Origin of the sequence: Nostoc sp. DedSLP04, assembly GCF_034530775.1 — a bacterium.
GTDB lineage: Bacteria > Cyanobacteriota > Cyanobacteriia > Cyanobacteriales > Nostocaceae > Nostoc.
Window position 1 is genome coordinate 1 of record NZ_JAVRCL010000091.1, and the last position, 23,509, is coordinate 23,509.

A 23,509-nucleotide genomic window follows, 5' to 3' on the forward strand; every position below is an offset into this window, starting at 1 on the left:
GAGTGTAACTATCTTCCCTCACTTACACCTATATTTGCAAAGGTGAGATGCTCCCTATTCCGTCTAATCAAGAAGAACGAATTCTAGAACAAATCAAAGCTCGATTGAATTTCGACCCTTGCATAGAATCACACAGATTACGCTCTACCTCACATGAAGAACCCGATAGAATTAGAAATCCAAAAGTAGTAGTTGAGCGGCTAACAGGCAAAGATATGGAACGCGAACAACAGTGTTGGGAAGATACAAATTTGAACCTTCTACGTGAAAGAGGTGTTCATACAGGTTTGACAGCCTACATTCAAGAAATTGAGCAACACTTGATTCCAATTATTTTGTCTAAGTAAAAAATTCGCACCCCTCCCAAAGCATACATCGTCACAAAGCTGATTTATTCAAAAACAACGCCGCGATAAATTTCTGTCATCGATAATGCGATCGCAACTGAATCTAAAGAAATAGATACCTATAAGCCGATAAAATCACTAAGCAACCAACCTTGAGCCTGTTTGCTATAGCGTTCAACAAAAGGTTCATTCTGCTCGACTAATAAATATTCGCTAAAACTTGCAATTGAGCGATACATCCGAAATTTACTGAGTCGATCGCAATCTGCGGTGGAAGGAGATAGAACTTCAACAATCAGTGTGGGATTCAAGACTTCATCTGAGCGATCGCCATTTAGTTGCGGTTCGCCGTCAAAAACCATTACATCTGGATATACTCCGCGTCGATGTTCGGGAATCCACAGCCGTAAATCGCTGTTAATTGGCTCGAATTGAGTATCGCGCATCACAGAAGTAAGATAGGTCAAGATGTTCCGACCAATGCGGCTGTGTTTAAGGGTTCCTCCAGGCATGGGTACAATTTCTCCATCTCGATATTCGTTGCGTCCTTCGGCTTTTTCTTCGATCGCGCGATATTCATCCAAGCTGTAGCGGCGCGAGATGGTAGAAATCATAGGTCGTGAGCGATCGCATTAGCTATAAAACAACAATATTATTTTGTCACAGATTTACTAGTGAGGTGATATAGTCTTGCGGTCTATATATTCTTTTTTCTACAAAAGACTGCGCGATATCTTTCGGGTTATCCAAAGCCGAATGTATCTAGACCTGGTGCTGCTTTAGTGGGATGCACGATAGAATTTAGGCAAAAGACTTTATCTTTCTGGTTAGCTGTCTACGATGTCTGCAAGAGATAGGTTTCATGAACTGGTTAGAACTGCCCTTGAGAAGGAAGAGTGGATAATTACTCACGATCCTTACCACATTGATTTGGGGTTTGTTGATTTCTACATCGACTTGGGTGCAGAACTTTTGCTGGCGGCGACAAAGGATGAGGAAAAGATTGCAGTTGAAATCAAAACGTTTTTGGCACCCTCAACGATTTCTGAGTTCCATACTGCAATTGGACAATTTATTAACTACCGCATTGCTTTGGAAGATAACGATCCAGAGCGGAGGTTGTATTTGGCAGTTCCGCTCGACGTTTATAAGCGATTTTTCAGATATCCATTTATTCAAACGGTCATTGTCCGTAATAAAATTCCCCTTTTGGTGTACGACACAGAAAAACAGGAGATTGCAGAATGGATAAGCTAATTTTATATCGTGAACTAATTCAGAGATTATTGAGAGCGCGGGCAAACTTGCGTTCTGGGAGCGATCCAATAGAAAGTCAAACCATTTTTGATATTACAAAAGACCACTATCAGCTTGTGCATGTGGGATGGAAGGATAGTAGTACCCGGATTTATGGCTGTGTGCTGCATGTAGATATCAAGGATGAGAAGATTTGGGTGCAGCATGACGGAACAGAGGATGCCCTAGCAGATCAACTTGTGACCGAGGGAGTGCCTAAGCAAGATATTGTGATAGCATATCATGCACCTCATGTAAGGCAGTATACAGAGTTTGCTGTAGGCTAAACCTATTGAAAAAGCCTGTTTGCGATCGCTACTCACAAACAGACTTTACTTTTTTTATACTTCTAATTAAGCTTGCTCCCAAAGCTGACGTACATAATCAGGTAGCCAGCTAGCAATTTCCTGAATTCGTTCTTCGGAAAGTTCGTCTTTAGTAGCAGAAAATACTGCTTTAACCGCTTCCTCTCGGTCTACTGTTCCCGGTTTTCCACCTTCGTTAGCAACTCGGAACAGGAAGCGATCGGAATCGATCTTAAAGATACCAGGGCCTTGCCAAGGTGGACGAACCCGGCTCAAAAATCTCACAAGTGGATTGCTGTCTCTCCAAAGATCGGATACTTCAAACTGGAGTGCTTTTTCATCTGTAGGCACTGCCTCTGTATGCAGTTCTGCTTCGACGCGATCGCTAGCTTCTGTGGTCATTAAGTCGCGCATGACGCGAAACACAATTTCGGTAAAGTCTCTGGCATCATAGGGGTCTGCAAACCCGGCTCTGACCTGCACTTTTTCCAGGAACGAACGATGTTCGTCGGCGATCGCAGTTCGATTATCTTCAATTTCCGTTGGGTCAACTTCTGGAATATCTGTTCTAAAACTTTGATCTGGCATTGTTTTTTCTTGTGGTTATTAATTTTGAGTCTTTATGCTTACTTTATGTAAGGTCGCACAAATCAAAAAGCCTTGGAATCTTCCAGAAGTTTGAGATGCCATTTATTCAAAAGTTAGAAATTCATCTGATTTGCATGGATACAGGTAGCAGGACTACGCCCCTACAAAGGTTTTGGATCGCACATATTTAATTTCTGAAAATATCATATCTATTAGATATCTTGCAAAAGTAACTTTTGCCTTGACGTTGGGGTGCATGTGAAAGGTTACTGGGTTTGGGAAAATTTCATCCTTTCCCCTTTACCCCTTCTCCTTTACCCCACAAATGCCAAGAAGTCTATTGAGTAGAGCAATACTCTTAGTGTTTTTGCTCGTTGTAGACATCACTCATTGGTATCAAAAAACAGTCAAAATAGATGAGTTAGTATAAAAGCAGCTGAAACAAAGATGCTAGAAACAAAAAACATCGAAATTCACACTTCCTATGTCAAAGTACCCAACGATGACTTAGAAATTGATGCTTACTTAGCTCAACCAGCACAAAACGGAACCTTTGGCGCAGTTATAGTTTTTCCAGAAATTTTTGGAATCAATAGTAATATTAGGGATATTACGGAATTAATCGCTAAACAAGGTTATGTAGCGATCGCCCCGGCGATGTATCAACGTATTGCTCCCGGTTTTGAAGCTGATTTTAGCGCTGAAGATGTTGGGTTCAGTCCAGAAAGCTATAGGCTGGGGTTGGAATATTATCAACAAGTAAAATATCAAGAGATATTGAGCGATATTCAAGCTACCATTACTTATCTCAAAACTTTACCCAATGTCAAAGATGATGCAATCGGTGTCATTGGTTTTTGTTTTGGCGGTCATGTTGCTTATATGGCTGCAACTTTCCCTGATATCAAAGCAACAGCTTTGTTTTACGGTGGTGGAATTACCACTTCTAGTTATGGCGAAGAGACTCCAACTATTAATCGCACCTCGGAAATCAAAGGTACTATTTATGCATTTTATGGCACAAGAGATACATTAGTTTCACAAGAGGAAACCGAGCAAATTGAAGCAGAATTAAAGAAACATCAAATCAATCATCGTGTATTTCGATACGATGCAGGACATGGATTCTTTGCCGGATTTTTCAAAGACAAGTACCCATTTATGGAACAACACCCAAGTTATAATCCTGAAGCTGCTCCTGATGCTTGGCAACATGTTCTAGAACTTTTTCAAAATCACTTGTGATTCGACTTGTCGTAAATATCGCACTCATTGAACAAGAGTGCGATCCTATTGCCTTTAAGCTTTGGAATTTTTCAGCAGGAATTGACAACCACATAAAAACGGGTTTGGATTTTCTATGCGATCGTCTGCAAGCACTTCAATGGTCAGCTTACTGTTGTAAATCAATTCGTCATAATCCATCAATGCATCCCACTTGATCTTGTCAGTCGGGAAGCCTAGCTGTGAAGCTGCATCAGATATTAATTCTTGCCATTTCTGAATCTCTGGATCTTGCGATTTGCAGTAATCGAGAATGGCAATCAAGGCACCGGGCTTAGTAACTCGCAGGATCTCTGCAAGGGCGCGGACTGGATCGCTAACGACACAGAAGGTAAATCCCGATGCTGCTGCATCAAAAGTATTATCAGGAAAATCAAGATTGCAGAGATCCGATACTTTGAAGGTGATGTCTGCGGATACGCGTTTTTTACGTGCTTCATCCATCATCTTCTCAGAGAGATCGACACCGACCACACGTACACCTTCAGGATAGGCTGGAAGATTAAGACCAGTTCCTACCGCAGCATCTAGGGCAGTTTGTCCTGGTTTGAGCTGCAAGGAGGCAATTAAGGGTTCGCGCTCGATGTGCCAGTAACGCTTCATAATTGCGTCATAATCTACCGATCCCCGATCGTAGGTTTCAATCACCTGATGTATTTGCATAGATTTTTTAACAAACAGAACTACTGACTTTAACTATCTGTTCAACTGTATAATCTGTTTGCGCCCAAAACTTGTATATTCTCTAACCAACAAAAAAACTTCATTGTATACTCTTTTACCAACAAAATAACTTTATAATTGTCTTTTGACCGAACAATATCTATAACAGCGAAGTGACAAGAGCAGTTGGTGTATTATCAAAAATCGCGAACGATCGCCCTAAACGGCAAATCATTGCTCAAGCTTCGTAAATTAGCAAAGGTATTGTTACTAACAGCACTTTGCAAGTCAATGAAGTACACTCTTCCCCAACTTGCAATCTGCTGTATAATTCAAAACTCTCTACATCTTCCTGTTCCCCTATCACAGCCTCAACCATTCCTTAACCGCAGAGGAATCTGAATGATAAACTCGGTTCCTTTTTCAGGAGTTGAGAAACACTCTAGTTTACCGCCATGTTTTTCTGTGATGATTTGGTAGCTGATGGACATACCCATTCCGGTTCCTTTGCCAACGGGTTTAGTGGTGAAAAAGGGATCGAATATTCGTTGCAGAAATTCTTGAGAAATACCAACTCCGTTATCAGCGATCGCCACTTCTAACCACGTTGAATTAACTACCGATGTGCGAATCTTAATTTGACTGGGATTTTCCTTAATTTCCTGATATGTAAGCTTAGTATTATTTTCTTCTAACGCATCAATCGCATTTACTAAAATATTCATAAATACCTGATTGAGTTGTCCGGCATAGCATTCTACTAAGGGTACAGTGCCGTAGTCTTTAATCACCTCAATTTCAGGTTGTTCTGGTTTACCTTTGAGGCGATGCTGCAAAATCATCAAAGTGCTGTCGATGCCTTCATGAACATTGACCCGTTTGAATTCCGCTTCATCAATGCGAGAGAAATTCCGCAACGACAGTACAATTTGGCGAATGCGATCGGTGCCTACTCTCATCGAAGACAACATTTTTGGCAAGTCTTCCTGCAAAAACTCTAAATCGATGTCTTCAGAAACGGTTTGAATTTCAGCAGCAGGATAGGGATTATATTGCTGATACAACTGCATTAGTGCTAATAAATCCTGAGTATATTCTTGCACATGGGCAAGGTTGCCATGAATAAAGTTGACTGGATTATTAATTTCGTGTGCAACTCCAGCAACTAGTTGTCCCAAACTAGACATTTTTTCACTTTGAATAACTTGAGATTGAGTGCGCTGCAATTCTCCTAATGCATTTTTAAGTTCAGTAGTGCGTTCTTCTACTCGTTCTTCTAGTTCTTCTTTGTTTTTCTCTAAAGCACTAAAGGATTCGTGTAATTGCCCTGCCATCTGGTTGAAAGAGTTAGATAGGCTATTAAGTTCTTGAATGGGGCTAGTTTCTAATGTCTGATTAAAATTACCAGATGCCATTGCTTCACTTGCCCAATTCAAGCGCAAAATCGGGCGGACAATCCAATAAGAGGTAAACACGCCCATCACTGAGGCAATGACTAATGCGCCAAAACAAAGAGCGATCGTGATGCGCGTGTTGGCGTTAATTTGGGTCATGAATGTGTTTTCTGGCACACTCACCACCATCAGCCAATTCAAACCATATTTTTCACGCCAAGGTAAAACATGGACATAATGCCGTTTTCCTTCCATCTCAAGTTGAAAATCTGTGTCTTGGGTGATAGACCCAAACCCAGAGGTTTGGAAGTGTCTGCCAACATTCTGAATGATTGGATCGGAACTATCGATCGAGTGCAATCGCCGGATCTTTTGATTGACCACAACAAAAGGCTTCTCTGTACCGGAACTGGCAATTAATGTGCCATCCCGCTCCAAAAGGAACACTCGCCCAGACTGACTAATATTCAAACTGCGTAAAAAATCGCTGAGTTTTAATAGGTGAATGTCTGTTGCAATCATTCCTAGTAAGCGATTTTGCGAATCATAAATCGGACGACTAGCAGAGGCGCTGATGTAAGGCCCCGTTGGCAAATTTGCAGTCACAATCTTTGCCCAAATAGGTTTACCAGCAGCGATGGGCTGGGTATACCAAGATTCAGTAAAATTGTTCCAAGTCCATCGAGTATTTATTTGAGTTCGATTACCTCGATCGTCTGTGGCATAAGTGGAAGTATTATTGGAAAGCTTGGCAGTCCAATCATCAATGGTAATAGTTTTGCCATCATAACGAGCTACTCCTAGCCCTTCACCTGTTGTTAGTCCAATACCAATATAAGTTAGGTCATAAGCCTGCATCTGATCCCAGAAATACTTGCCAAGGGTTTGGCGATCGCCCACATCCAATAGTCCCCTGTGAATAGCATCTGCGTTGATCTGATTAAGGGTTTGTGGAATGGAAAGATAAGACTTTAGGTGTTCATCCACGACATCGCTAGTACGCTCTATCAACTGTTGGGCTAGGTCGTTAACTGCTCTTTGTCCATTTTTAAAAGACAAATAACCTACTAAGCTGACTGCTGCAAAAATTTGGATCAGGAAGGGAACAATAAGAACAATCTGTAATGGGAACGCCTTAGCTTTGCTGAGATAGGGAGTCTTCATTGCTGGAAGCTGAAAGTTGTGCTGATTTGATTTGCTTCTATAGTTCCCAAGATGTTCGCATACTCACATTTGTTGAAATTTTTTTCTCAAGTCAAAGGCGGCTTTAGGGTGGAATGGTACTTTCTTAGGCAAAAATTGCTGCCCAGATCCCCAACTTCCACCCTCTGGGTGTCTGCAAGCAGTTGGAGATCGAAATCCAGCGATTTAGTAAGTGACATTTAGATTTAGGCTGCGTTGCGGGGGTTCTTTCTCGTGTATTTGCCTTGCTTCAAAGCAGGAAAATCAGGTATTGCCCCCCAGCTGGCGCGACACAAAAAATCAGAGTTTAAGACGTTCTAGATATTAGCGATCGCATCAGCACAAAATTTGGTTTTTTCAATCTATTTTGATGAGTTCAACTTTTAAATTTGGAGTAGTTTATGCAGCAATTTCAAGTAATCTCAGATAGTTTGAATATACGTTCAGCACCGATTGTTGATGAAGTTAATCAATTAGCATCTCTTCCCAAAGGATATATTGTATCTAAAATTCAAAATTCGGATAATGAAAAGTGGTGGAAAGTTGCAACTATTATTGAAGGAAAAACTTTAGAAGGTTTTGTCGCTCAAAAATTCCTGAGTCCAGTCACAAAGTTTTCGCTCAAGACTGTGATTAAAATTGGTGAAATTCCCATTCTCCAGGCAAATGGAGAATCTGCATTTTTCTATGAAGCAGGGATGAGCATTAATGCTGATGGTGCGCCTAATGCTTATCACCCCGCAGATAAAGGGATTGATTTTTTGGCAAATGCTGGGTATTCAGATAACTGGTGGGCACTAGCTGTAGATAAAAACGGCAATCCATTTATTCAAGGCAGTACCGATCCATATCCTGGATACTATATTTCTACAACTGCATTATGCGACTCTGGATTTGCTAAACAAGATCCACGCCGCTATGTTGATTCAACAAAGATTCCGTATATTGTTCTTCCAGGAAATGATGGTTTTAGAAAAGCTACAGGCGTTAAATTAGGAGATTTGGCAGTTATTTATAACACTAGCAATGAAAAACTTGCTTTTGCAATTTATGCTGATGTTGGCCCTAAAAACCAGATTGGAGAGGGTTCAATCGCTTTGTCTCAGGCTGTTGGAAACGAGCCATTAGTACAATCAAGAGTCAAGCGAGGAATTCCCAAGGATATCGTTTATATTGTTTTTCCGGGTTCTGGAAATGGACAGCCAAGAACAATTTCAGAAATAGAAGCTGAAACTCAACGGTTTTTTGAAATATGGGGTGGCGTAGAACGGATTAAGTCTCTATAATCCACATTCTGCATTTCAATCAGTAGTATAATTACACAATATTTAGGGTGAGATATGAATATATACTCATCCTCCCAATTTACAGTACAACCAGTCCCCATTACCCCTTATCCCCAGAGAACGCCACCTGTTCGCCAGTCTCCAGTTGAATATAAATGTTTTAGTTAACTGCTAACTCTTTTATTCGCTAACTTAAATTTTATTTTATTTTACCTTTAATTAAAGTCTGCTTAAACTCACAATTTTAAAATAGGGCGACTTCAATTATTTGAAGACTAGTTTCTTTTTCTCAAAAAGGGAAAAAGCATTGATTTTCATCACTGTTCTACTCAGTGATGAATACCCATTTGGGAAATCAGCAAGTTGTAAACAAACTGTTTTTATACCTTGCAGTGTGTATTGCTTACAGAAGTTTATGGTGAGGAAAACTGAAATGAAATTTGTTCCACAATTAGTGCTTGCTGCTACTTCGATTTTAGGTTTTGCTACTGTAGATGCCAAATCTGTATCTGCTGCAATTATTAATTACGCTTTCACAGTTGATAGTCCCGTAACTAAGGGAAATGGCTTTTTTAGCTTTGATGACTCAACTTTTAGTAATGAAGAGAATCCCGTAGCCGCCATTAAGTCACTTTCTTTCCAATTTGACGGTGACTCTACCGTTTACACTGAAAAAGATGATACCAAATATCCAGAATTTCCCCTAGTATTTCCAACTACGTTTTCAACTGGACAAACATCTTTAGCATTAGACTATCTGTTCAACGATAAATCTAATCCTTCCAGTTCTATAAGTTACGAAATCATTGGTGAGGATTTGACAATTTTCTCTAGAACTTCTCCAAATACTAAACCCATATCAGGTAGAGTCTCCTATACACAAGTACCTGAACCTACACCTATAGTTGGCGCTCTCTTTGCTTGTAGTTTTGGTTGGATAATTAAGAAAAAAGTAGCATCAATGAAAAAGATTAAAATCTAATCTTGGTTAAGTTGATATTAACGCTTTCTTTGCCAAGGATTAATCTCTTAGTAATATGCTTTTATCTGGCAAAACAACATCTAATACATTGATGCCAGAAAAATTAGGAATTAAAACCTGATTTTGGTAAGGGAGTTAGTTACGAAGTTTGCCTAAGACCACCCTGCCTTCTTCGTGTTAGCTGTTGCTGCGTTTTAACTTACCTGTTAGTCAGGAGTAGAAAATGGTAGATTACCGGAATATTGAGCAGTTCCTACACAGTCGAATCAAACGACGCAACTTAATTATCGGAGCAGGAGCATTGTCTGGTTTGGCGATCGCTAACCAATTTTTCGATCGACGAGCGATCGCTAGAAGCAGATTTTCTAATTATCCTTTCACTTTGGGTATAGCGTCAGGCGATCCCTATCCTACCAGCGTAGTGATTTGGACTCGTCTAGCTCCCGAACCCTTAAATGGAGGTGGAATGCCACCTACTAATGTGCCAATTCGCTGGGAAATGGCTACCGATCCCGATATGAAGCTTATTGTCTCCAGAGGTACGGTACTTGCAACTCCACAACTAGCTCACTCAGTTCGAGTTGTGGTAGAGGGACTGCAATCTGATAGTTGGTACTGGTATCGGTTTATTGTTGGTCAAGATGCTAGCCCCATTGGCCGCACTCGTACAGCTCCTCTAGCAGGTGGCTACTTAAATAAATTAAACTTTGCCCTTGTCTCTTGTCAGAACTATGAGCAGGGCTACTATACTGCTTACAAATATCTTGCCCAGGACGACCTCAGCTTGGTAGTGCATGTTGGCGACTATATCTATGAAGGAGGAATTTCCAAGAATCGCCCCAGACAGCATAACAGTGCAGAAATTGTGACTTTGGAAGATTACCGCAACCGTCACGCCCTCTATAAAACTGATTCCAATCTGCAAGCAGCTCATGCAGCGTTTCCCTGGATTGTTACCTGGGATGACCACGAAGTGGAAAACAACTATGCCAACGACATCTCGGAAGTCGATACTGAACCAGACCAGAATCGGGCAATCTTCCTTCAACGGCGGGCTGCTGCCTATCAGGCTTACTACGAACATATGCCACTGCGCCCCTTCTCGCGTCCTGTTGGCGCCGATATGCAACTTTTCCGTCGGCTTTCCTTTGGTAACTTAGCCACCTTCCATGTCTTAGATACCCGCCAATATCGCACCGATCAGCCATGTGGTGATGGTACTAAAGAACGTTGCCCAGAAAATTTAGATCCGAATGCAACGATTACTGGCAAGCGTCAGGAAAATTGGCTATATGATGGTTTGGCTCGCTCACAGGCTAAGTGGAACGTTTTAGCCCAGCAAGTTGTAGTTGCTCAGATAGACACAAAACCAGGGAAAGGCGGAACCTATAGCATGGATAAGTGGGATGGTTATGTGGCTTCCCGCGATCGCCTCATGCGTTTCTTAGAACAACGCAAACCATCTAATCCAATCGTATTATCAGGCGATATCCATTCCAACTGGGCAATGAATTTAAAGGCTGACTTTAATAATCCAGAATCTGCTACAGTCGGGAGTGAATTTGTCTGTACTTCAATAACCTCTGGTGGAGATGGGGCAGATACCATCCCAAATGTTGAAGCTTACTTACCCGATAACCCACACATTAAGTTCTTCAACAGTCAACGGGGGTATGTTCGCTGTTCGCTGACTCCCACAACCTGCAAAACAGACTATCTAGTTTTATCAAACGTCACAACTCCATTTGGCACAATTAGTAAGCGGGCTTCATTTGTGGTTGAAGATGGTCGTCCAGAAATACAACAAGTCTAATCGTTTAATTCCCAGGTATCACAAGCAGACAATCACAGATGGATATAAATAAATCATCAGTGTTTATCTATATCCACCTCTGGTTTCATTTTCAGAAAATTGACTTTTGCAAGTCGATAGAGACGTAGCAGTGCTACGTCTCTTTCTTACGGAGAGCGATATCTACCAGACGCTTTGCGAATGCGTTTATGCAATTATTTTTGCTTGAAAAAATTTTGTGTAGAATAGCATATATTAAGTTGTCGCTACTGGTTTGTTTCCATTTTTGCTCTCCATACTGGCAACAAATGAGGGTTGCTCATCATTGATTGGCGACTTTTCTCGCTGTCCCTTACGACGCTGATTTTTAGGAACTCCTCCCGCCATACCGTACTCTATACTGCTTTTGCCATATCGAGTTCCAACTGCCATTAGCATTTGTTCTGTCATATCTCCCAACTCGCTTTCTGTTTCTAGCATTTCCCGATACAACTTATCTAAGCTGGAAAGGGCACTATTGTAAGCATTTTCTTTAGATCGCATCGTCTCGATCAGAGTTGAGAAAGCAGGTAAGGTAAGTCCATTGCCTAAATCTAACCTCGGATCAATTGAGTTTATGCTAGCCGCACGGCGCACTGCTTTTTCTAATACTACAGAAGTTCTTTTTCTACGAGCCATAATCTACACCTAAGAATATAGTACGGTTAATATTCTTTACCTTAAAAAATTTCCGTATAGATCAGCTTGAGAGAATTCCGGCAAATCTGCAATAGTTTTTGCTACATAGCGATCGCTATCATGAATGCGCTAACTACTGAAATGAGAAAGCAAACTGGGGTTTTAGAAAGTCAAAGCTGATTTTACTTGCGGAAAACACCAAAATGAATAAGTCATAAGGCATTTTGAGAAAGTCAAAGCTGATTTTACTTGCGGAAAACACCAAAATGAATAAGTCATAAGGCATTTTGAGTAAGTCAAAGCTGATTTTACTTGCGGAAAACACCAAAATGAATAAGTCAAATGGCATTTTGAGTAAGTCAAAGCTCATTTTGTTAACTAAATTCGACTTGATGCATATTTTTGCGCTGCAATAGCTAGCTTTGATCGTTGTGATGGTAGTGCGATCGCTTAGTCTTTTGAGCAGACTGGCGAAAACTTATAGGTCACAACAGGTAAAGGCGTTTACTTTTTCAGCAAAAAGAGTATCATCATGAGTGTAGAAGTATCTAATTTTATCTGTGTCAGCAAAGGACGTTTTTCACGAAGCAGTTAAGCAAGCTCTACAAAAAGAGCAATGGATAATTACAGACGATCCACTCAAATTTAAATTTGGTAACCTCAACTTTCAGATTGATTTGGGTGCAAAAAGACTGGTTGCAGCCGAGAGAGCAGGTGAGAAAATAGCAGTCGAGATTAAGAGCTTTCTGAATCCTTCTGCAATTACAGATTTCTACGGGGCTTTAGGTCAATTCCTCAGTTATCGCTTGGCACTGAAAGCGACTGAGCCTGAGCGAGTATTATATTTGGCAGTTCCAGTAGATGCCTATCGAACTTTCTTTTAACTTGAGTTCACGCAGACAGCAGTACAAATATATCAAGTTTTGTTAGTTGTCTACGATCCAGTGAATGAGGTGATTGTGGAATGGATAAAATAGCTAAGTATCGAGAGTATATTCAGACTTTGCTTACTCGTTATGCCAGTGACGATGTTTCAGATGATGAGGTCGAGGCTCAACTCATCTTCGATACAGAGCGAGATCATTATCAGTGGATGAATGTGGGTTGGCAAGAATTCGACCGCATTTATCGATGTATCATCCATTTTGATATTAAAAACGGAAAAATATGGCTTCAGCAGAACTTAACAGATCAGAATCCTGCTGAGGAGTTAGTCAAGATGGGTGTTCTCAAAGATGACATCGTTTTGGGATTGCAGCCTCCCTATAAAAGGCAGTACACAGATTACGGCATTGCTTAAGAGTTAGCCATATATGCAGTGGTGCATTGCGCGATCGCTGATAATAATCTGGGCGATGTCAACAACAGGCTACGCCCACGTACTCTTAGGCAGAGAAAGCAAAAACACTATAGCAAAGTCTAAAAAAACAATCTAGCAAAATTATTGTCTGCCTCACTGCCAGCCCTTATTGATTTTAAAGGATTGGATACCAGCTTTCTTATGCGATCGCTGTTTAGTTATATCATGTCCGGTTAATTAGTTATAATTCCCGTAATCTATGCATAAACCAGAAAACCCTCTTTCCCTCTGCCCCCAGCAACAACTGCTCCCCTGCGGTCTTAATGATAAGTCTTTAATTGGACACGATATTAGAGGATTACTTTGCCTCAATCCGTGAAGCCAATTGTATTAAGGTTATCTGTAGAGCAATACAGATAGTTAATCCTATCTAGACTGGATTAAATAATTGATTATACCTAAAATAATTAAATGAGCCGGGTAAAACACATAAAACCATCTAGCTCGTGAACCTTGTTTTCCATTGAATTGAAAAACAATGAATCCTGCAATAATTGCCCAATATTGCACTATATCACTTATAAATAGAGTTACTAAAATAAAGTGAAAGAAGCACCAGTAGAGCAACCATACATTAGGCTTTAGTTTGTCTATTAGGGACATCAATAAAATTACTGCAATCCCATATACTCTATATTCAACACCCAAGCCCTCAGCAACTACCGCACACAAGCCGATAATTATTAATTGCTGCCATAATTGCGAATAACGCTTTATTAAGCGCAACATCACAAGTCCAAGAAAAAGCGTAAACAGAATATTAAGTGCTAAACTCTGGAAAACAATACTATAAATAGGCTGAGATATTATTGCTGTAATTAATAGTCTCCTCCCATAGCGGTATACATTTTGGGTGTGTTTTTCGCCTTCAGCCAAAAGCCATGCAAACAGGGGAAAACTGAATCGCCCAACTAAGTGCAAGATTCTTAACTCTGGGATTAGCAAATAGCACACATGATCCATAACCATGAACACTGCGGCTAAGATTTTAATGTTAAAAGCTGAAACTTTAATCACAACGTTACAGTTACCTTGGATTCTTTGATATAGAATCCTAAAAATTTTATTTAATTTTATTTATTTAATATAAGAGTTATTCAAAATACTAGCAATTTGATAACATTAACAAAAAGGGCAATGTCTACAATGGGCTGTTACCCTCCTGTGTCGCTCTAAGCATTAGCGTAGCGTCTCGTAGAGAAGCTATGCCAAACGGCTTTACGCTACGCTATCGGTGACACCCTCTTCAGCAGAAAATGCAGAAACACTATGGCAAAGCGTAAAAAAAGCAATCTCCAGTGGATAAAAGAAACGCTTGAACTCAAACCCGATCATCGTTGGGAATCTCCATCAGGTTACAAAATTTTTGTAGCAGATCGAGGCGCTGTTCGTTTCAATGTTCCTCAAAATTGGGTGTTTGAGCCACAAGAGAAATCCTTCAAGTTCATGGATAAAAAACCGCCCAACGATGATTGCTGTCTAGAAGTATCTTTTAATCGCCTCCCACCCAATGACTGGAGCCAGTTTCCGCTAAAATCCACCTTGAAGAAAGTCCTGGAAGACGACAGCCGCAACATCATTGAGAGGGGAGAAATTATTACCGTCAAGCGTCAAACTGCCAGAATTGTCTGGACAGAGATGAAGTTCATTGACACTCAAGAAGAACCACGGGAAGCTTTTTCGCGGACTTGCATTGGTTTGGGGTCGAATGTTCAATGCTTGATTACATTCGATTATTGGGCAGATCAAGCAGAGCAACTAATACCCGTTTGGGATGAAGCAATGCGTAGTCTCACGCTAGGGTTGTATATTCGCGATCCCATGACTGGTCTAGCTTTCCCAGACTGAAGCCCAAGAATAATTGCTCAAATGAATGGACAAAATGTGGTTTGCACGGCAAATCAAGTCAATGGGTGCTGTAAAAGGTTGATATTGACCCTCAAACCCAATGAAGATGGTGTGCAAGCGCTAAATAATCTCCTGGCTTGGCGGGGCAACTTTTAAGTATAAATTAATAGAATACTTTACGTTGATTTGAGAGAACATCTAGGAATTCCTAAAGAATAAATTACAGCGTTTTTCCTGTGCTAGATTTGAACCGGGATAGTAATAAAGTTACAAAGCTATAGTTTAGGTTCCATAAGCCTAACTGGTGCGCCAAGCTTTTGCATAAGCGTATACCGCCGAGTACTTTAAACTATATTGCTTGATTAGCTCAGTTGGCAGAGCGATCGACTCATAATCGATTGGTCACAGGTTCGAGTCCTGTATCAAACCCCAGGAAGTTAGCTCACTGGTAAAGCAATCGACTCATAATCGATGTGTTGTAGGTTCGATTCCTATACTTTCACCCAGAACCCTGTCCGGGTTAAAAGACAATACCCTTCCAAGGTAGCCAATATGGTACGGATCTTAACAGATTCGAGACCCCTCATTTTCTCAACTCTGCGGTGCAAGTGTTCTGCTGTCGGTCATTACTCATAAGGGTAATGTTCGGTAGCCACAGTCAAGGAGTAAGCGCAACTGCATTTTTCCCTAACTTGAGTATGTCCCTTCGTTTTCTACATCTAGTTTTCCTTCGGGGATTCTAGATTGGCAAATTGAACGGTATATTTGAGCGCGGTTCTCTTTTTTCAGATTGCCATTGAGCAGTTTGGGAAAAGTAACAGCAATCTTAATCCAGCTTTGGAGAAGCTTTTGCCCACACCTAAACTGTAAACACTTGTACTTGCAGAGTAAAAAAATCTTTTGTATTATGTACAGCAAAAATCTAACCACTAACCCATTAGCGGCTGAAAGTAATCTAGAAAAGTTGCAAACAGATAATTTAGCACTTTTGCGATGGCTACGCCCGCCGCAGGCATCGTATGGTTTAGCTGAATATAATACTGCCGAAGAAATAGCTTTTGCAATGGGAATCAGCTTAGAAAAACTGCGCTTCTTAACGACTAGTACATCCCTAACTAGACATTACCTCCCTTTCAAAATTTCAAAAAAGACAGGTGGAGAAAGAATTATTTCTGCACCAAAGCCCGATCTGAAAGCTGCTCAAAGGTGGATTCTAGAGAATATTTTAGAGAAATTAGAAATTCACAATGCAGCGCACGGATTTTGTAAAAATCGTTCGATAGTCACCAATGCTAAACCTCATATTCGTGCAAATGTAATAGTCAATATTGATTTACAAGATTTTTTTCAGTCAATTTCTTACAAACGTGTCAAAGAATTCTTTTGCGAGTTTGGTTATTCAGAATCTACGGCGACAATTTTCAGTTTGATTTGTACGACTGCTGAAATAGCAATAAATGGACAAATTAACAATACAGCTTTAGAAAACCGCCATTTACCTCAAGGTTCGCCTGCAAGTCCTGCTATTTCTAATCTAGTTTGCCGTAATCTCGATAGTCGTCTTGCTACAATCTCTGAAAATCTTGGGTTTTGCTATACGCGTTACGCTGACGATTTAACATTTTCTGCTTCTGGGGATGCATCGTCTCAAATATCTAATTTGATTAAAAGCACTAAATTTATTATTACTAGTGAAGGTTTTACTGTTAATGATAATAAAACCAAGATTTCCGGTAAATCAGTGCAGCAAGAAGTAACAGGTGTAATTGTAAATACGCAATTAAATATATCTAAAAAGACATTAAAAGCTTTTCGCGCAACTCTATATCAAATAGAACAAGAAGGTTTATCAGGAAAAACTTGGGGAAAATCAACTAATTTAATTGCCGCAATTACCGGGTTTGCAAATTATGTAGCAATGATTAACCCGACCAAAGGCGCAGAATTTAAATCAAGTGTAGAACGCATCAAGCAGAAATATGGTGACTCTCAAACTGATGAAGTACGTTTTTAAAGCTGCTTATTTTGCTAGAAAAGGTTTATTTAGGTGTACCTGAGCAAAGAAAAGCCAGAGCGGATATAATTAGCCTTTTTACTTTTTTCCTGTGCTAAATTTGAACCGGGATAGTAACAAAGTCACAAAGCTGTAGTTTGGGTTCTGTATACCCGACTGGTACGCTAACCTCTGGTAATAGCGTATACCGCTTAGTACTTTAACTATTTCACCATGAAAGTTAGCTCATTTGGTAGAGCGATCGGTGTATCGCCGATTATTTGTAGGTTCGATTCCTATACTTTCGGGCAAAAACCCTCGCCCTGGGTACGGGCACCTTGTTAGGGACAAGGCCGCAGAATTATTGGGTATTGAAAAAGACCCAATCAAAAAAACTTCTCGTTTTTCCTTTTGTTTTTTCTACTCTGTCATGCAGGTATTTATAACAGTCAAGGAGCTAGCGCAACTGTATCTCTCCCTAACTTGAGTATGTTCCTTCCTTTTCCTACATCTGGTTTTCCTTTGGGGATTCTGGATTGGCAAAACGAACGGCATATTTGAGCGCGGTTCTCTTTTTTTAGATTGCCATTGAGCAATTTGGGAAAAGTAACAGCAATCTTAATCCAGCTTTGGAGAAGCTTTTGCCCGCACCGGAACTGTAAAAACCTGCACTGGCAGAGTAAACATTTTTTTTGTAGTATAGAGTAGTACAAGCTGCTAAAACTAATCTTTTAGCCTTTGTTTAAAGGGTTGTAAAGCCTAAATAACCTCCTGATAAATTCTGTATACTCCAGTAGTTAAGCCGTGAGACATCGGTGGTATTTGAGTTCAAGCAAGGTTATAAATGTGTTGTTCTAATCTTCTTAGCTAGTTGCGATGGCTACGCCCGCCGCAGGCATCGTCTAGTTTACTTCAGCTATCACACAAATTATTTATGCAAATCACTATGTGGGAAACATTTTATATTAAACCTAACGAAATCGGCATCTTATATCACCGCAGTGACTTTAAGAAAATTTTGCAACCCGGTACACATACATATTTTGGTCGGCATTGGCAAGTAAAAATTTATGACCTCAATCAGCCACTAGCTCAAATTGAAAACCTAGAACTGTTGTTGCGAAATCACGAAGCCGAACTACAAGAACACTTATTGATTATCAGAACCGCATTCAATCAAGTTGCATTAGTTCGCTACGGTCAGAATTGGGTAAGCGTTGCACCAAATAAATTGATTGCTTTTTGGCGTGGTTTTATTGAAGTAGAGTCTCATATATTCAACTTGGAAGAAAGCTTAGAATTACCTAGTTCTTTTGTGCAGCAATTGCGCTCAGTTACCTTGAATGGAGTGAAGAAGTTCCAAATCTCAGAGTCGGAGATTGGTCTACTATATCTGCAAAATAATTTTGTGCGACCTCTAGAACCAGGAGAGTATGCTTTTTGGTCGGTAGATAGAGATGTTACCGTCAGGACTCTCAGCCGAATTATCCCTAACCCAGACTTTCCCCTCGAAGATGTACTCATTGAAAAACATCCCGACTTTATAACTGCTTACTGTGAAGTCGTGCAATTACAGACTTCGCAAGTTGCAATTGTGCGATATAGAGGGAAAGTGATTTCTATTTTGCCACCCACCAGCCGCAAGCTATTTTGGCAGGGTGTTACAGTGGAAATTATCGATATTAGCGTTGATGCTCAGTTACAGCCTAACTTAGTGGCTGAGTTGGTTGAAGGTTCAACAGAAGTGAAATTGCTCAGTCGTAACTGTTTGCATATTTGCCAAGTTCCCGCGCAGCACGTTGGACTAGTATACATTAATCAAGAGTTTCAAGGACTGCGATCGCCAGGAGTACACGCTTGGTGGTTATTTGGCCGCTCTTTTCAAACCGAAACGATTGACTTGCGACTCCAAAATATGGAAGTATCCGGTCAAGACATCCTCTCTAAAGATAAAGTACCTCTGCGGTTGAATTTGACGGCTGGCTTCCGCATACTCGACCCATTGAGGGCAAAAAACGGGTTATCAGATATTTCTGGTTATTTGTACAAAGAATTACAGTTTGCTTTGCGTGGTGCAGTCGGCGAACGCAACTTAGATGCTTTATTAGAGGATAAAGGTGCAATAGATAGAAGCATCTCTGAATATATTCGTCAAAAAGCCGCAGACTATGGAATTGAAGTAGATTCTGTCGGTGTCAAAGATATTATTTTACCTGGTGAAATTAAGACTATCTTAAGCAAGGTAGTCGAGGCAGAAAAAGCCGCTCAAGCAAACGTAGTCAGACGTAGAGAAGAAACTGCTGCAACTCGCAGTATGTTAAACACTGCTAAAGTGATGGAGGATAACCCCGTTGCATTGCGTTTAAAGGAACTCGAAGTGTTAGAGCGGATTGCAGAGAAGATCGATCGCATTCAAGTTAACGGCAGCTTGGATAGTATTTTGACAGACTTGATTCGGATGAATTCGCAATGATTTAGGGATTAAAAATTCAGAGTTGGGTTAGATCGCATATTGATGAATTTAATTGTGACAAAATGTTTGCGATCGCGCCTAACTCAACATGTAAAAGTTGCTTGTCTGTAGCTAGCTGAAGTTTTAGTGGTATATATACTTACAAAAATGTATAATATAATTTTATGTATAAGAATTTTGTACATCATGACAACCTGAGCTAGAGTGTCAGCAGCAAATAGCTTAGAGGATGAAGATTATGCCAACATGTGACTATTGTGCAATGCCATTTGATTTATTTGACGGCATTTATGATGATGGAGATTTCATGTGTGGTAGCTGCATAGCAGGGTTTATAATTAAGTCTGAGGCTATTCAAGACAACTCTAGGCAGCAGTTGGAGCCAAAGCCTTCTCATAAGACTGAAAAGCAGAAGAAATGCCAAACAGTCTCTCCATCACATAGCAGTCAGGTCAGTGGAGAACAGAACACAAGCAAGCTTGATAAAGCTGGTCGATTGGCAAAGAATATACAAATCATGTTGAAATCAAAAGGCGGATCGCTTTGTATTAATCCATCAAATAAGAAAGCATTCGAGTTAGCTGTTGAACGATTGGGAATGAAGCTTGATCAATTTCACATCAATGATGATGATTTTTATCTTCAGATCAGCTTAAAACGTGACATTCAAAAGGATACTAGGACAGTACCAGCTTTACTTAAACGTCCTGAGTTGCCCAAAAACAATACAACGAAGCTTCAGTAAAACCGTGTTTGTGGGTAAAAAATGTGACTAAGAACTAGAATTATGGCAATTCATGTGAAAACCGCTGTAAATTGTGTAATCCTTGGAAAGAATAATGCAAAGCTTAAACCTAGATAAAACCATCATTGAAAATTCTATGATTCATAACGTATTTTTTGGAACAATGATAACCACAATTTAACGTACTGAAAGATGAGCCATTTTCTAACACTTGTGATTGTTGATCGCACAGAACCAAACCCAAGCAAAAAAGCTAAAGAATTGATGCTACCATATTTTGAAACGGATGAAGATAATCCATCTTTGCAAGCAAAATGTGACGGATTTGCTATTGGTGGTCAGTATGATGGTATAATTTGGGGTAAGGAGCAGCATTACAATCTCAACTCAGAAGAATTTCAACGTCGATACGGGCTAGATATTGTGCAATCAGAAGACAATATTCGTCCTATCTCTGCCCTAATGTCTGACTTAGTTTCATACGCTATCGTTACGCCTGATGGAAAGTGGCACGATCGTGAAGGAAAATCCAATGAAGAATGGCTAGAAAAGTTCCGAAGTCTTTTACGCCAATATCAAGACAATGTAGTGGTTGCGATTGATTGTCATTGTTGATTAAAGAGATTTTGGCAAAGTACCCGGATTGTTAATAGAAGATTGGACGATTTAATGCGATGGCATCCCCCATCCCATGTTCGCATAGCTGTCGTACAATCTATCCATGTATGACGATACCTGTCGATTTCTTGCTGAAAACTTCTCAGCCGACTTTGCCAGTTGGTTGCTGGGAGAGTCGATAACACTGACGGAGTTAAAACCCTCCGAACTCTCCCTCAAACCCATTCGAGCAGATGCTCTTATTCTGCTTCAGTCCGATGATTCTGTCTTGCACTTAGAGTTTCAAACTCGCCCCAAGTCAGACATTCCTTTTCGGATGTTGGATTATCGTGTGCGAGTGTATCGACGCTACCCCGATAAAACGATGCGGCAAGTTGTGATATACCTTCAGCCAACTCGCTCCGATGTTGTTCGGCAAACGAGCTTTTCAATGGAACGCACTCGCCATGAATTCGACACCCTTTGTCTGTGGGAGCAACCCGCAGCAATTTTCTTGCAATATCCCGGACTCCTCCCCTTTGCTGTCCTGAGTCAAACCGATGATTCAGAAGCGACTTTGCGCCAAGTTGCCCAAATTGTCAACGAAATTCCAGATCCAATAACTCAAGCCAATTTGACTGCTGCCTCAGCGATTTTAGCTGGGATAAGATTAGAGGAAGAGATTATTTATCGTCTATTGCGGAGGGACATTATGCAGGAATCTGTGATTTATCGTTCTATCCAAGAAGAGGCAGAAACTAAGGCAAAGGCGAGTATGCAACGAGAGATCGCTGTCAATCTTTTACATGCAGGTGTGGCAATTAATATTATTGCTTCTACAACAGGATTAGCCATTGAGGACGTACAACAACTTCAGCAGCAGATTACTGAACCTCCACAAGCTTAAGCTAATAATTGAAATATTAGAGGCGATCGCACTATCTCGTAAATTAGTTTTATTAACGCACAATCATCGGGATTTGGGCAAAGTAACCGGATTGTTAATAGAGGATTGGATAGTTTAATGCGATCGCCTAGTTTCTTGTCGAGTGGGGGCGATCACTACAACACTCTACTTCTTGTGCATTTCACACAAAATATCTAAATATGCAGTGGTGTGTTGTTGAGTTGGAGCTTTGGAGATGTGCGTCTCTTAAAGTTAGCACCAGCTTATTCACTCCTAATAATCCTTTTGCAACTTCCACATAAATCTAGATTTTCTGCTTTGGCTTCTTCAATAGTTTTGAAAAATAGAATTGTTTTTTGATGTTCAGGCTTTTCTACACGAGGGTAATGACTGCAACCATTAGGTAGATGATAACAGTATCTTCCCCGTTTAGCTCTAACTGGATAATCTCTGTAAATGGGGTCTTCGTTAATATTCGTATTCAAGTTTCCAATATATGAGTAAATCCAATTGAGTAGACGTGATGTTTGGTATAAAGTTTTCAGCCTTGGATTTTTTGCAATTTTTTCGTCCAAGACTTCCAGCATTTCCTGTATATTTTCCTTGGAAGATTCTTGATTTATATAAGAAATGATCAAATTTGTTAAAATTTTCTCAATTTTTTTGAAACTCTTTTCTCGTCTAATTGCTTCAAAAGTAAAAATTGCATAACATGACTGCCAAGTATCTTGAATTTTACTTAACAAGCCATAATATTTTCTCTTAAGAGGATCTAACCTATCAAGAATAAAATCTTTTTGTTCATCTAATTCACTTAATTTCCAATCAATTAAATCCCTGTCAGAGCTATTAACGCCTATTGTAAGTAACTCAATAGCTCTCAGTAGTAGCCAATACTCTGAGTCAAGTCTGTTTAGTTTATTAGCTTCTCTCTTATCTGCTGTAGCAATTACTGACTCAGGAGTAGCAATATGATGAAGTTTTGCTCTAACTTCCTGCCATATTGAGTTAAGAGACTGATCTACTGCCTTATTCAACTGCCATTTATATGTCTTAAACCCACTAAATAGGTAGTTAGTGAGAGATTGAACAAGGTTTATAGGAAAAGCATAGCTTGCAGTGAGTCCAAGAAAAAACCATGCAAAAAATACTACAAAAAAGAATAATAAAGTTGTTATATAGTTACAGAGCCTCCTCCAAAATGACTTTAATCTTAAGTGTTTAGGAAGCTCTGTTGCTAATGATTCAGAATTTGAAGATAAATGTAAGTGAAGTTCTTCAGCCCCGAAAGTACTGATTTCCTCCTGCTATATTTCCTGTATTTTGTGGAGCATTAATATTTGATCCAGAACCAGTAGAAACCTGATTCACAGTTCCACTATTTTCATTTCCCTCAATCTCGATCAGCTTGCTAACTACACTTTCCAGTTCCTCACGAAAAGCGACATTGTTCGGAGCCTCTTTAAGGATTGCTGCTTTCAAAGCTGCTGGATTTTGTGTAGCTTCCTGAATTTCTTGTCTACCAGCGAAGTGAGTATATATTACACCGACTAACTTTTGAAGGTAGTCTTTTGCATCCGCTCCCAACTTTTGCAAAGCACCACCTGAAACTTGCAGTGCAAAATACTCTACAGCCTTGGTTGCTAAAGTCTCTAAAAGCATAGTTTGGGTAGATGTCTCAGATCATAGGTGAACAGAGTATTGGTTTTGGTTATGCCTTACTCTTTACGTGTAATATAGCAACCGCCAAGGCGGTTAAGCCGCTGTGTGAAGCACAGCTTCCATCGCA

Annotated in this window: 22 protein-coding genes, 3 tRNA genes and 2 pseudogenes; 19 read left to right on the top strand and 8 right to left on the bottom strand. The window is 40.1% G+C overall.

Features of this window, described 5'->3' with window-relative positions; translation table 11 throughout:
- Nucleotides 1–47: 47 nt before the first annotated feature.
- Nucleotides 48–347 carry a hypothetical protein gene (locus RMX89_RS31965; RefSeq protein ID WP_322691774.1) on the top strand — a complete coding sequence of 100 codons (300 nt, stop codon included), beginning with the start codon at nucleotides 48–50 and terminating at the stop codon, nucleotides 345–347.
- 44 nt (nucleotides 348–391) lie between these two features.
- On the opposite strand, the pseudogene RMX89_RS31970 reads toward RMX89_RS31965, so the two are convergent.
- A pseudogene (locus RMX89_RS31970) lies at nucleotides 392–961 on the bottom strand (Uma2 family endonuclease).
- Between the two features lie 226 nt (nucleotides 962–1,187).
- Between RMX89_RS31970 and RMX89_RS31975 the strand changes: the two are divergent.
- The gene (locus tag RMX89_RS31975; RefSeq protein WP_322683240.1) at nucleotides 1,188–1,604 is read left to right on the top strand and encodes a XisH family protein; all 417 of its coding nucleotides are present in this window, start codon (nucleotides 1,188–1,190) and stop codon (nucleotides 1,602–1,604) included.
- Nucleotides 1,592–1,930, top strand: a complete 339-nt coding sequence (locus RMX89_RS31980) for a XisI protein (protein WP_322691775.1) — start codon at nucleotides 1,592–1,594, stop codon at nucleotides 1,928–1,930. Before RMX89_RS31975 ends, RMX89_RS31980 begins: the two co-directional genes overlap by 13 nt.
- A 66-nt stretch (nucleotides 1,931–1,996) precedes the next feature.
- Here the strand turns inward: RMX89_RS31980 and RMX89_RS31985 are convergent, their stop codons facing one another.
- Nucleotides 1,997–2,536, bottom strand: a complete 540-nt coding sequence (locus RMX89_RS31985; protein ID WP_322674569.1) for a DUF2267 domain-containing protein — start codon at nucleotides 2,534–2,536, stop codon at nucleotides 1,997–1,999.
- A 447-nt stretch (nucleotides 2,537–2,983) separates the two neighbouring features.
- Here RMX89_RS31985 and RMX89_RS31990 point away from each other — a divergent pair, with 447 nt between their 5' ends.
- Entirely contained in the window at nucleotides 2,984–3,781 is a 798-nt protein-coding gene (locus tag RMX89_RS31990; RefSeq protein WP_322674568.1) for a dienelactone hydrolase family protein, read from the top strand.
- Between the two features lie 54 nt (nucleotides 3,782–3,835).
- Here the strand turns inward: RMX89_RS31990 and RMX89_RS31995 are convergent, their stop codons facing one another.
- Together RMX89_RS31995 and RMX89_RS32000 are read right to left on the bottom strand one after the other, a co-directional pair.
- Nucleotides 3,836–4,483: a class I SAM-dependent methyltransferase gene (locus RMX89_RS31995; RefSeq protein WP_322691776.1), complete on the bottom strand. Its 648-nt coding sequence runs from the start codon at nucleotides 4,481–4,483 to the stop codon at nucleotides 3,836–3,838.
- A gap of 371 nt (nucleotides 4,484–4,854) precedes the next feature.
- Entirely contained in the window at nucleotides 4,855–7,041 is a 2,187-nt protein-coding gene (locus RMX89_RS32000; protein WP_322691777.1) for an ATP-binding protein, read from the bottom strand.
- A gap of 419 nt (nucleotides 7,042–7,460) precedes the next feature.
- Between RMX89_RS32000 and RMX89_RS32005 the strand changes: the two genes are divergently transcribed.
- From RMX89_RS32005 to RMX89_RS32015, 3 genes are all read left to right on the top strand, one after another.
- Nucleotides 7,461–8,345 (top strand): glycoside hydrolase family 75 protein, encoded by an 885-nt coding sequence (locus tag RMX89_RS32005; RefSeq protein ID WP_322691778.1) that lies wholly within the window; start codon nucleotides 7,461–7,463, stop codon nucleotides 8,343–8,345.
- Between the two features lie 433 nt (nucleotides 8,346–8,778).
- Entirely contained in the window at nucleotides 8,779–9,327 is a 549-nt protein-coding gene (locus RMX89_RS32010) for a PEP-CTERM sorting domain-containing protein (RefSeq protein WP_322691779.1), read from the top strand.
- Nucleotides 9,328–9,550: 223 nt separating this feature from the next.
- Nucleotides 9,551–11,140: an alkaline phosphatase gene (locus RMX89_RS32015; RefSeq protein ID WP_322691780.1), complete on the top strand. Its 1,590-nt coding sequence runs from the start codon at nucleotides 9,551–9,553 to the stop codon at nucleotides 11,138–11,140.
- 234 nt (nucleotides 11,141–11,374) lie between these two features.
- On the opposite strand, the gene RMX89_RS32020 is transcribed toward RMX89_RS32015, so the two are convergent.
- Nucleotides 11,375–11,797 (bottom strand): hypothetical protein, encoded by a 423-nt coding sequence (locus RMX89_RS32020; RefSeq protein WP_322674561.1) that lies wholly within the window; start codon nucleotides 11,795–11,797, stop codon nucleotides 11,375–11,377.
- 560 nt (nucleotides 11,798–12,357) lie between these two features.
- Between RMX89_RS32020 and RMX89_RS32025 the strand changes: the two are divergent.
- Both RMX89_RS32025 and RMX89_RS32030 read left to right on the top strand, forming a co-directional pair.
- Nucleotides 12,358–12,774 (top strand): annotated as a pseudogene (locus RMX89_RS32025) (XisH family protein).
- A complete protein-coding gene (locus RMX89_RS32030; RefSeq protein ID WP_322674556.1) occupies nucleotides 12,762–13,097 on the top strand; it encodes a XisI protein in 336 nt (111 codons plus the stop codon). Before RMX89_RS32025 ends, RMX89_RS32030 begins: the two are co-directional and overlap by 13 nt.
- A 426-nt stretch (nucleotides 13,098–13,523) precedes the next feature.
- Here RMX89_RS32030 and RMX89_RS32035 read toward each other — a convergent pair whose 3' ends face one another.
- Nucleotides 13,524–14,174, bottom strand: coding sequence for a TraX family protein (locus RMX89_RS32035; RefSeq protein WP_322691781.1), 651 nt, complete (start codon nucleotides 14,172–14,174; stop codon nucleotides 13,524–13,526).
- Nucleotides 14,175–14,426: 252 nt separating this feature from the next.
- Here RMX89_RS32035 and RMX89_RS32040 point away from each other — a divergent pair, with 252 nt between their 5' ends.
- From RMX89_RS32040 to RMX89_RS32085, 10 genes are all read left to right on the top strand, one after another.
- Entirely contained in the window at nucleotides 14,427–15,005 is a 579-nt protein-coding gene (locus RMX89_RS32040; protein ID WP_322674554.1) for a hypothetical protein, read from the top strand.
- Between the two features lie 21 nt (nucleotides 15,006–15,026).
- A complete protein-coding gene (locus RMX89_RS32045) occupies nucleotides 15,027–15,161 on the top strand; it encodes a COP23 domain-containing protein (RefSeq protein WP_322674553.1) in 135 nt (44 codons plus the stop codon).
- A 200-nt stretch (nucleotides 15,162–15,361) separates the two neighbouring features.
- Nucleotides 15,362–15,437, top strand: a tRNA-Met gene (locus tag RMX89_RS32050).
- Nucleotides 15,437–15,511, top strand: a tRNA-Ile gene (locus RMX89_RS32055). Before RMX89_RS32050 ends, RMX89_RS32055 begins: the two co-directional genes overlap by 1 nt.
- Nucleotides 15,512–15,969: 458 nt before the next feature.
- Nucleotides 15,970–17,019, top strand: a complete 1,050-nt coding sequence (locus RMX89_RS32060) for a reverse transcriptase family protein (RefSeq protein ID WP_322691782.1) — start codon at nucleotides 15,970–15,972, stop codon at nucleotides 17,017–17,019.
- Nucleotides 17,020–17,233: 214 nt separating this feature from the next.
- A tRNA-Ile gene (locus RMX89_RS32065) sits at nucleotides 17,234–17,306 on the top strand.
- A gap of 638 nt (nucleotides 17,307–17,944) precedes the next feature.
- Nucleotides 17,945–19,471: a slipin family protein gene (locus RMX89_RS32070; protein ID WP_322691786.1), complete on the top strand. Its 1,527-nt coding sequence runs from the start codon at nucleotides 17,945–17,947 to the stop codon at nucleotides 19,469–19,471.
- Between the two features lie 238 nt (nucleotides 19,472–19,709).
- The gene (locus RMX89_RS32075; RefSeq protein WP_322691783.1) at nucleotides 19,710–20,216 is read left to right on the top strand and encodes a hypothetical protein; all 507 of its coding nucleotides are present in this window, start codon (nucleotides 19,710–19,712) and stop codon (nucleotides 20,214–20,216) included.
- A gap of 192 nt (nucleotides 20,217–20,408) precedes the next feature.
- On the top strand, nucleotides 20,409–20,831 hold the full coding sequence (locus RMX89_RS32080; protein ID WP_322691784.1) for a hypothetical protein: 423 nt from the start codon (nucleotides 20,409–20,411) through the stop codon (nucleotides 20,829–20,831).
- A gap of 106 nt (nucleotides 20,832–20,937) precedes the next feature.
- Nucleotides 20,938–21,720, top strand: coding sequence for an Rpn family recombination-promoting nuclease/putative transposase (locus RMX89_RS32085; RefSeq protein ID WP_322691785.1), 783 nt, complete (start codon nucleotides 20,938–20,940; stop codon nucleotides 21,718–21,720).
- Nucleotides 21,721–21,983: 263 nt separating this feature from the next.
- Here the strand turns inward: RMX89_RS32085 and RMX89_RS32090 are convergent, their stop codons facing one another.
- Both RMX89_RS32090 and RMX89_RS32095 read right to left on the bottom strand, forming a co-directional pair.
- Nucleotides 21,984–22,757, bottom strand: coding sequence for a hypothetical protein (locus RMX89_RS32090; protein WP_322683255.1), 774 nt, complete (start codon nucleotides 22,755–22,757; stop codon nucleotides 21,984–21,986).
- Between the two features lie 241 nt (nucleotides 22,758–22,998).
- Nucleotides 22,999–23,382, bottom strand: coding sequence for a hypothetical protein (locus RMX89_RS32095; protein ID WP_322683256.1), 384 nt, complete (start codon nucleotides 23,380–23,382; stop codon nucleotides 22,999–23,001).
- Between the last annotated feature and the right edge of the window lie 127 nt (nucleotides 23,383–23,509).

Bases quoted from the DNA above. Each gene is read 5' to 3' on its own strand.
- RMX89_RS31990 (WP_322674568.1), top strand. From the start codon at position 2,984: ATGCTAGAAACAAAAAACATCGAAATTCACACTTCCTATGTCAAAGTA.
- RMX89_RS31980 (WP_322691775.1), top strand. From the start codon at position 1,592: ATGGATAAGCTAATTTTATATCGTGAACTAATTCAGAGATTATTGAGA.
- RMX89_RS32000 (WP_322691777.1), bottom strand. From the start codon at position 7,041: ATGAAGACTCCCTATCTCAGCAAAGCTAAGGCGTTCCCATTACAGATT.
- RMX89_RS31985 (WP_322674569.1), bottom strand. From the start codon at position 2,536: ATGCCAGATCAAAGTTTTAGAACAGATATTCCAGAAGTTGACCCAACG.
- RMX89_RS32080 (WP_322691784.1), top strand. From the start codon at position 20,409: ATGAGCCATTTTCTAACACTTGTGATTGTTGATCGCACAGAACCAAAC.
- RMX89_RS32030 (WP_322674556.1), top strand. From the start codon at position 12,762: ATGGATAAAATAGCTAAGTATCGAGAGTATATTCAGACTTTGCTTACT.
- RMX89_RS32015 (WP_322691780.1), top strand. From the start codon at position 9,551: ATGGTAGATTACCGGAATATTGAGCAGTTCCTACACAGTCGAATCAAA.
- RMX89_RS32020 (WP_322674561.1), bottom strand. From the start codon at position 11,797: ATGGCTCGTAGAAAAAGAACTTCTGTAGTATTAGAAAAAGCAGTGCGC.
- RMX89_RS32095 (WP_322683256.1), bottom strand. From the start codon at position 23,382: ATGCTTTTAGAGACTTTAGCAACCAAGGCTGTAGAGTATTTTGCACTG.
- RMX89_RS32085 (WP_322691785.1), top strand. From the start codon at position 20,938: ATGTATGACGATACCTGTCGATTTCTTGCTGAAAACTTCTCAGCCGAC.
- RMX89_RS32045 (WP_322674553.1), top strand. From the start codon at position 15,027: ATGAATGGACAAAATGTGGTTTGCACGGCAAATCAAGTCAATGGGTGC.
- RMX89_RS32005 (WP_322691778.1), top strand. From the start codon at position 7,461: ATGCAGCAATTTCAAGTAATCTCAGATAGTTTGAATATACGTTCAGCA.
- RMX89_RS31975 (WP_322683240.1), top strand. From the start codon at position 1,188: ATGTCTGCAAGAGATAGGTTTCATGAACTGGTTAGAACTGCCCTTGAG.
- RMX89_RS31965 (WP_322691774.1), top strand. From the start codon at position 48: ATGCTCCCTATTCCGTCTAATCAAGAAGAACGAATTCTAGAACAAATC.
- RMX89_RS31995 (WP_322691776.1), bottom strand. From the start codon at position 4,483: ATGCAAATACATCAGGTGATTGAAACCTACGATCGGGGATCGGTAGAT.
- RMX89_RS32010 (WP_322691779.1), top strand. From the start codon at position 8,779: ATGAAATTTGTTCCACAATTAGTGCTTGCTGCTACTTCGATTTTAGGT.
- RMX89_RS32040 (WP_322674554.1), top strand. From the start codon at position 14,427: ATGGCAAAGCGTAAAAAAAGCAATCTCCAGTGGATAAAAGAAACGCTT.
- RMX89_RS32075 (WP_322691783.1), top strand. From the start codon at position 19,710: ATGCCAACATGTGACTATTGTGCAATGCCATTTGATTTATTTGACGGC.
- RMX89_RS32070 (WP_322691786.1), top strand. From the start codon at position 17,945: ATGTGGGAAACATTTTATATTAAACCTAACGAAATCGGCATCTTATAT.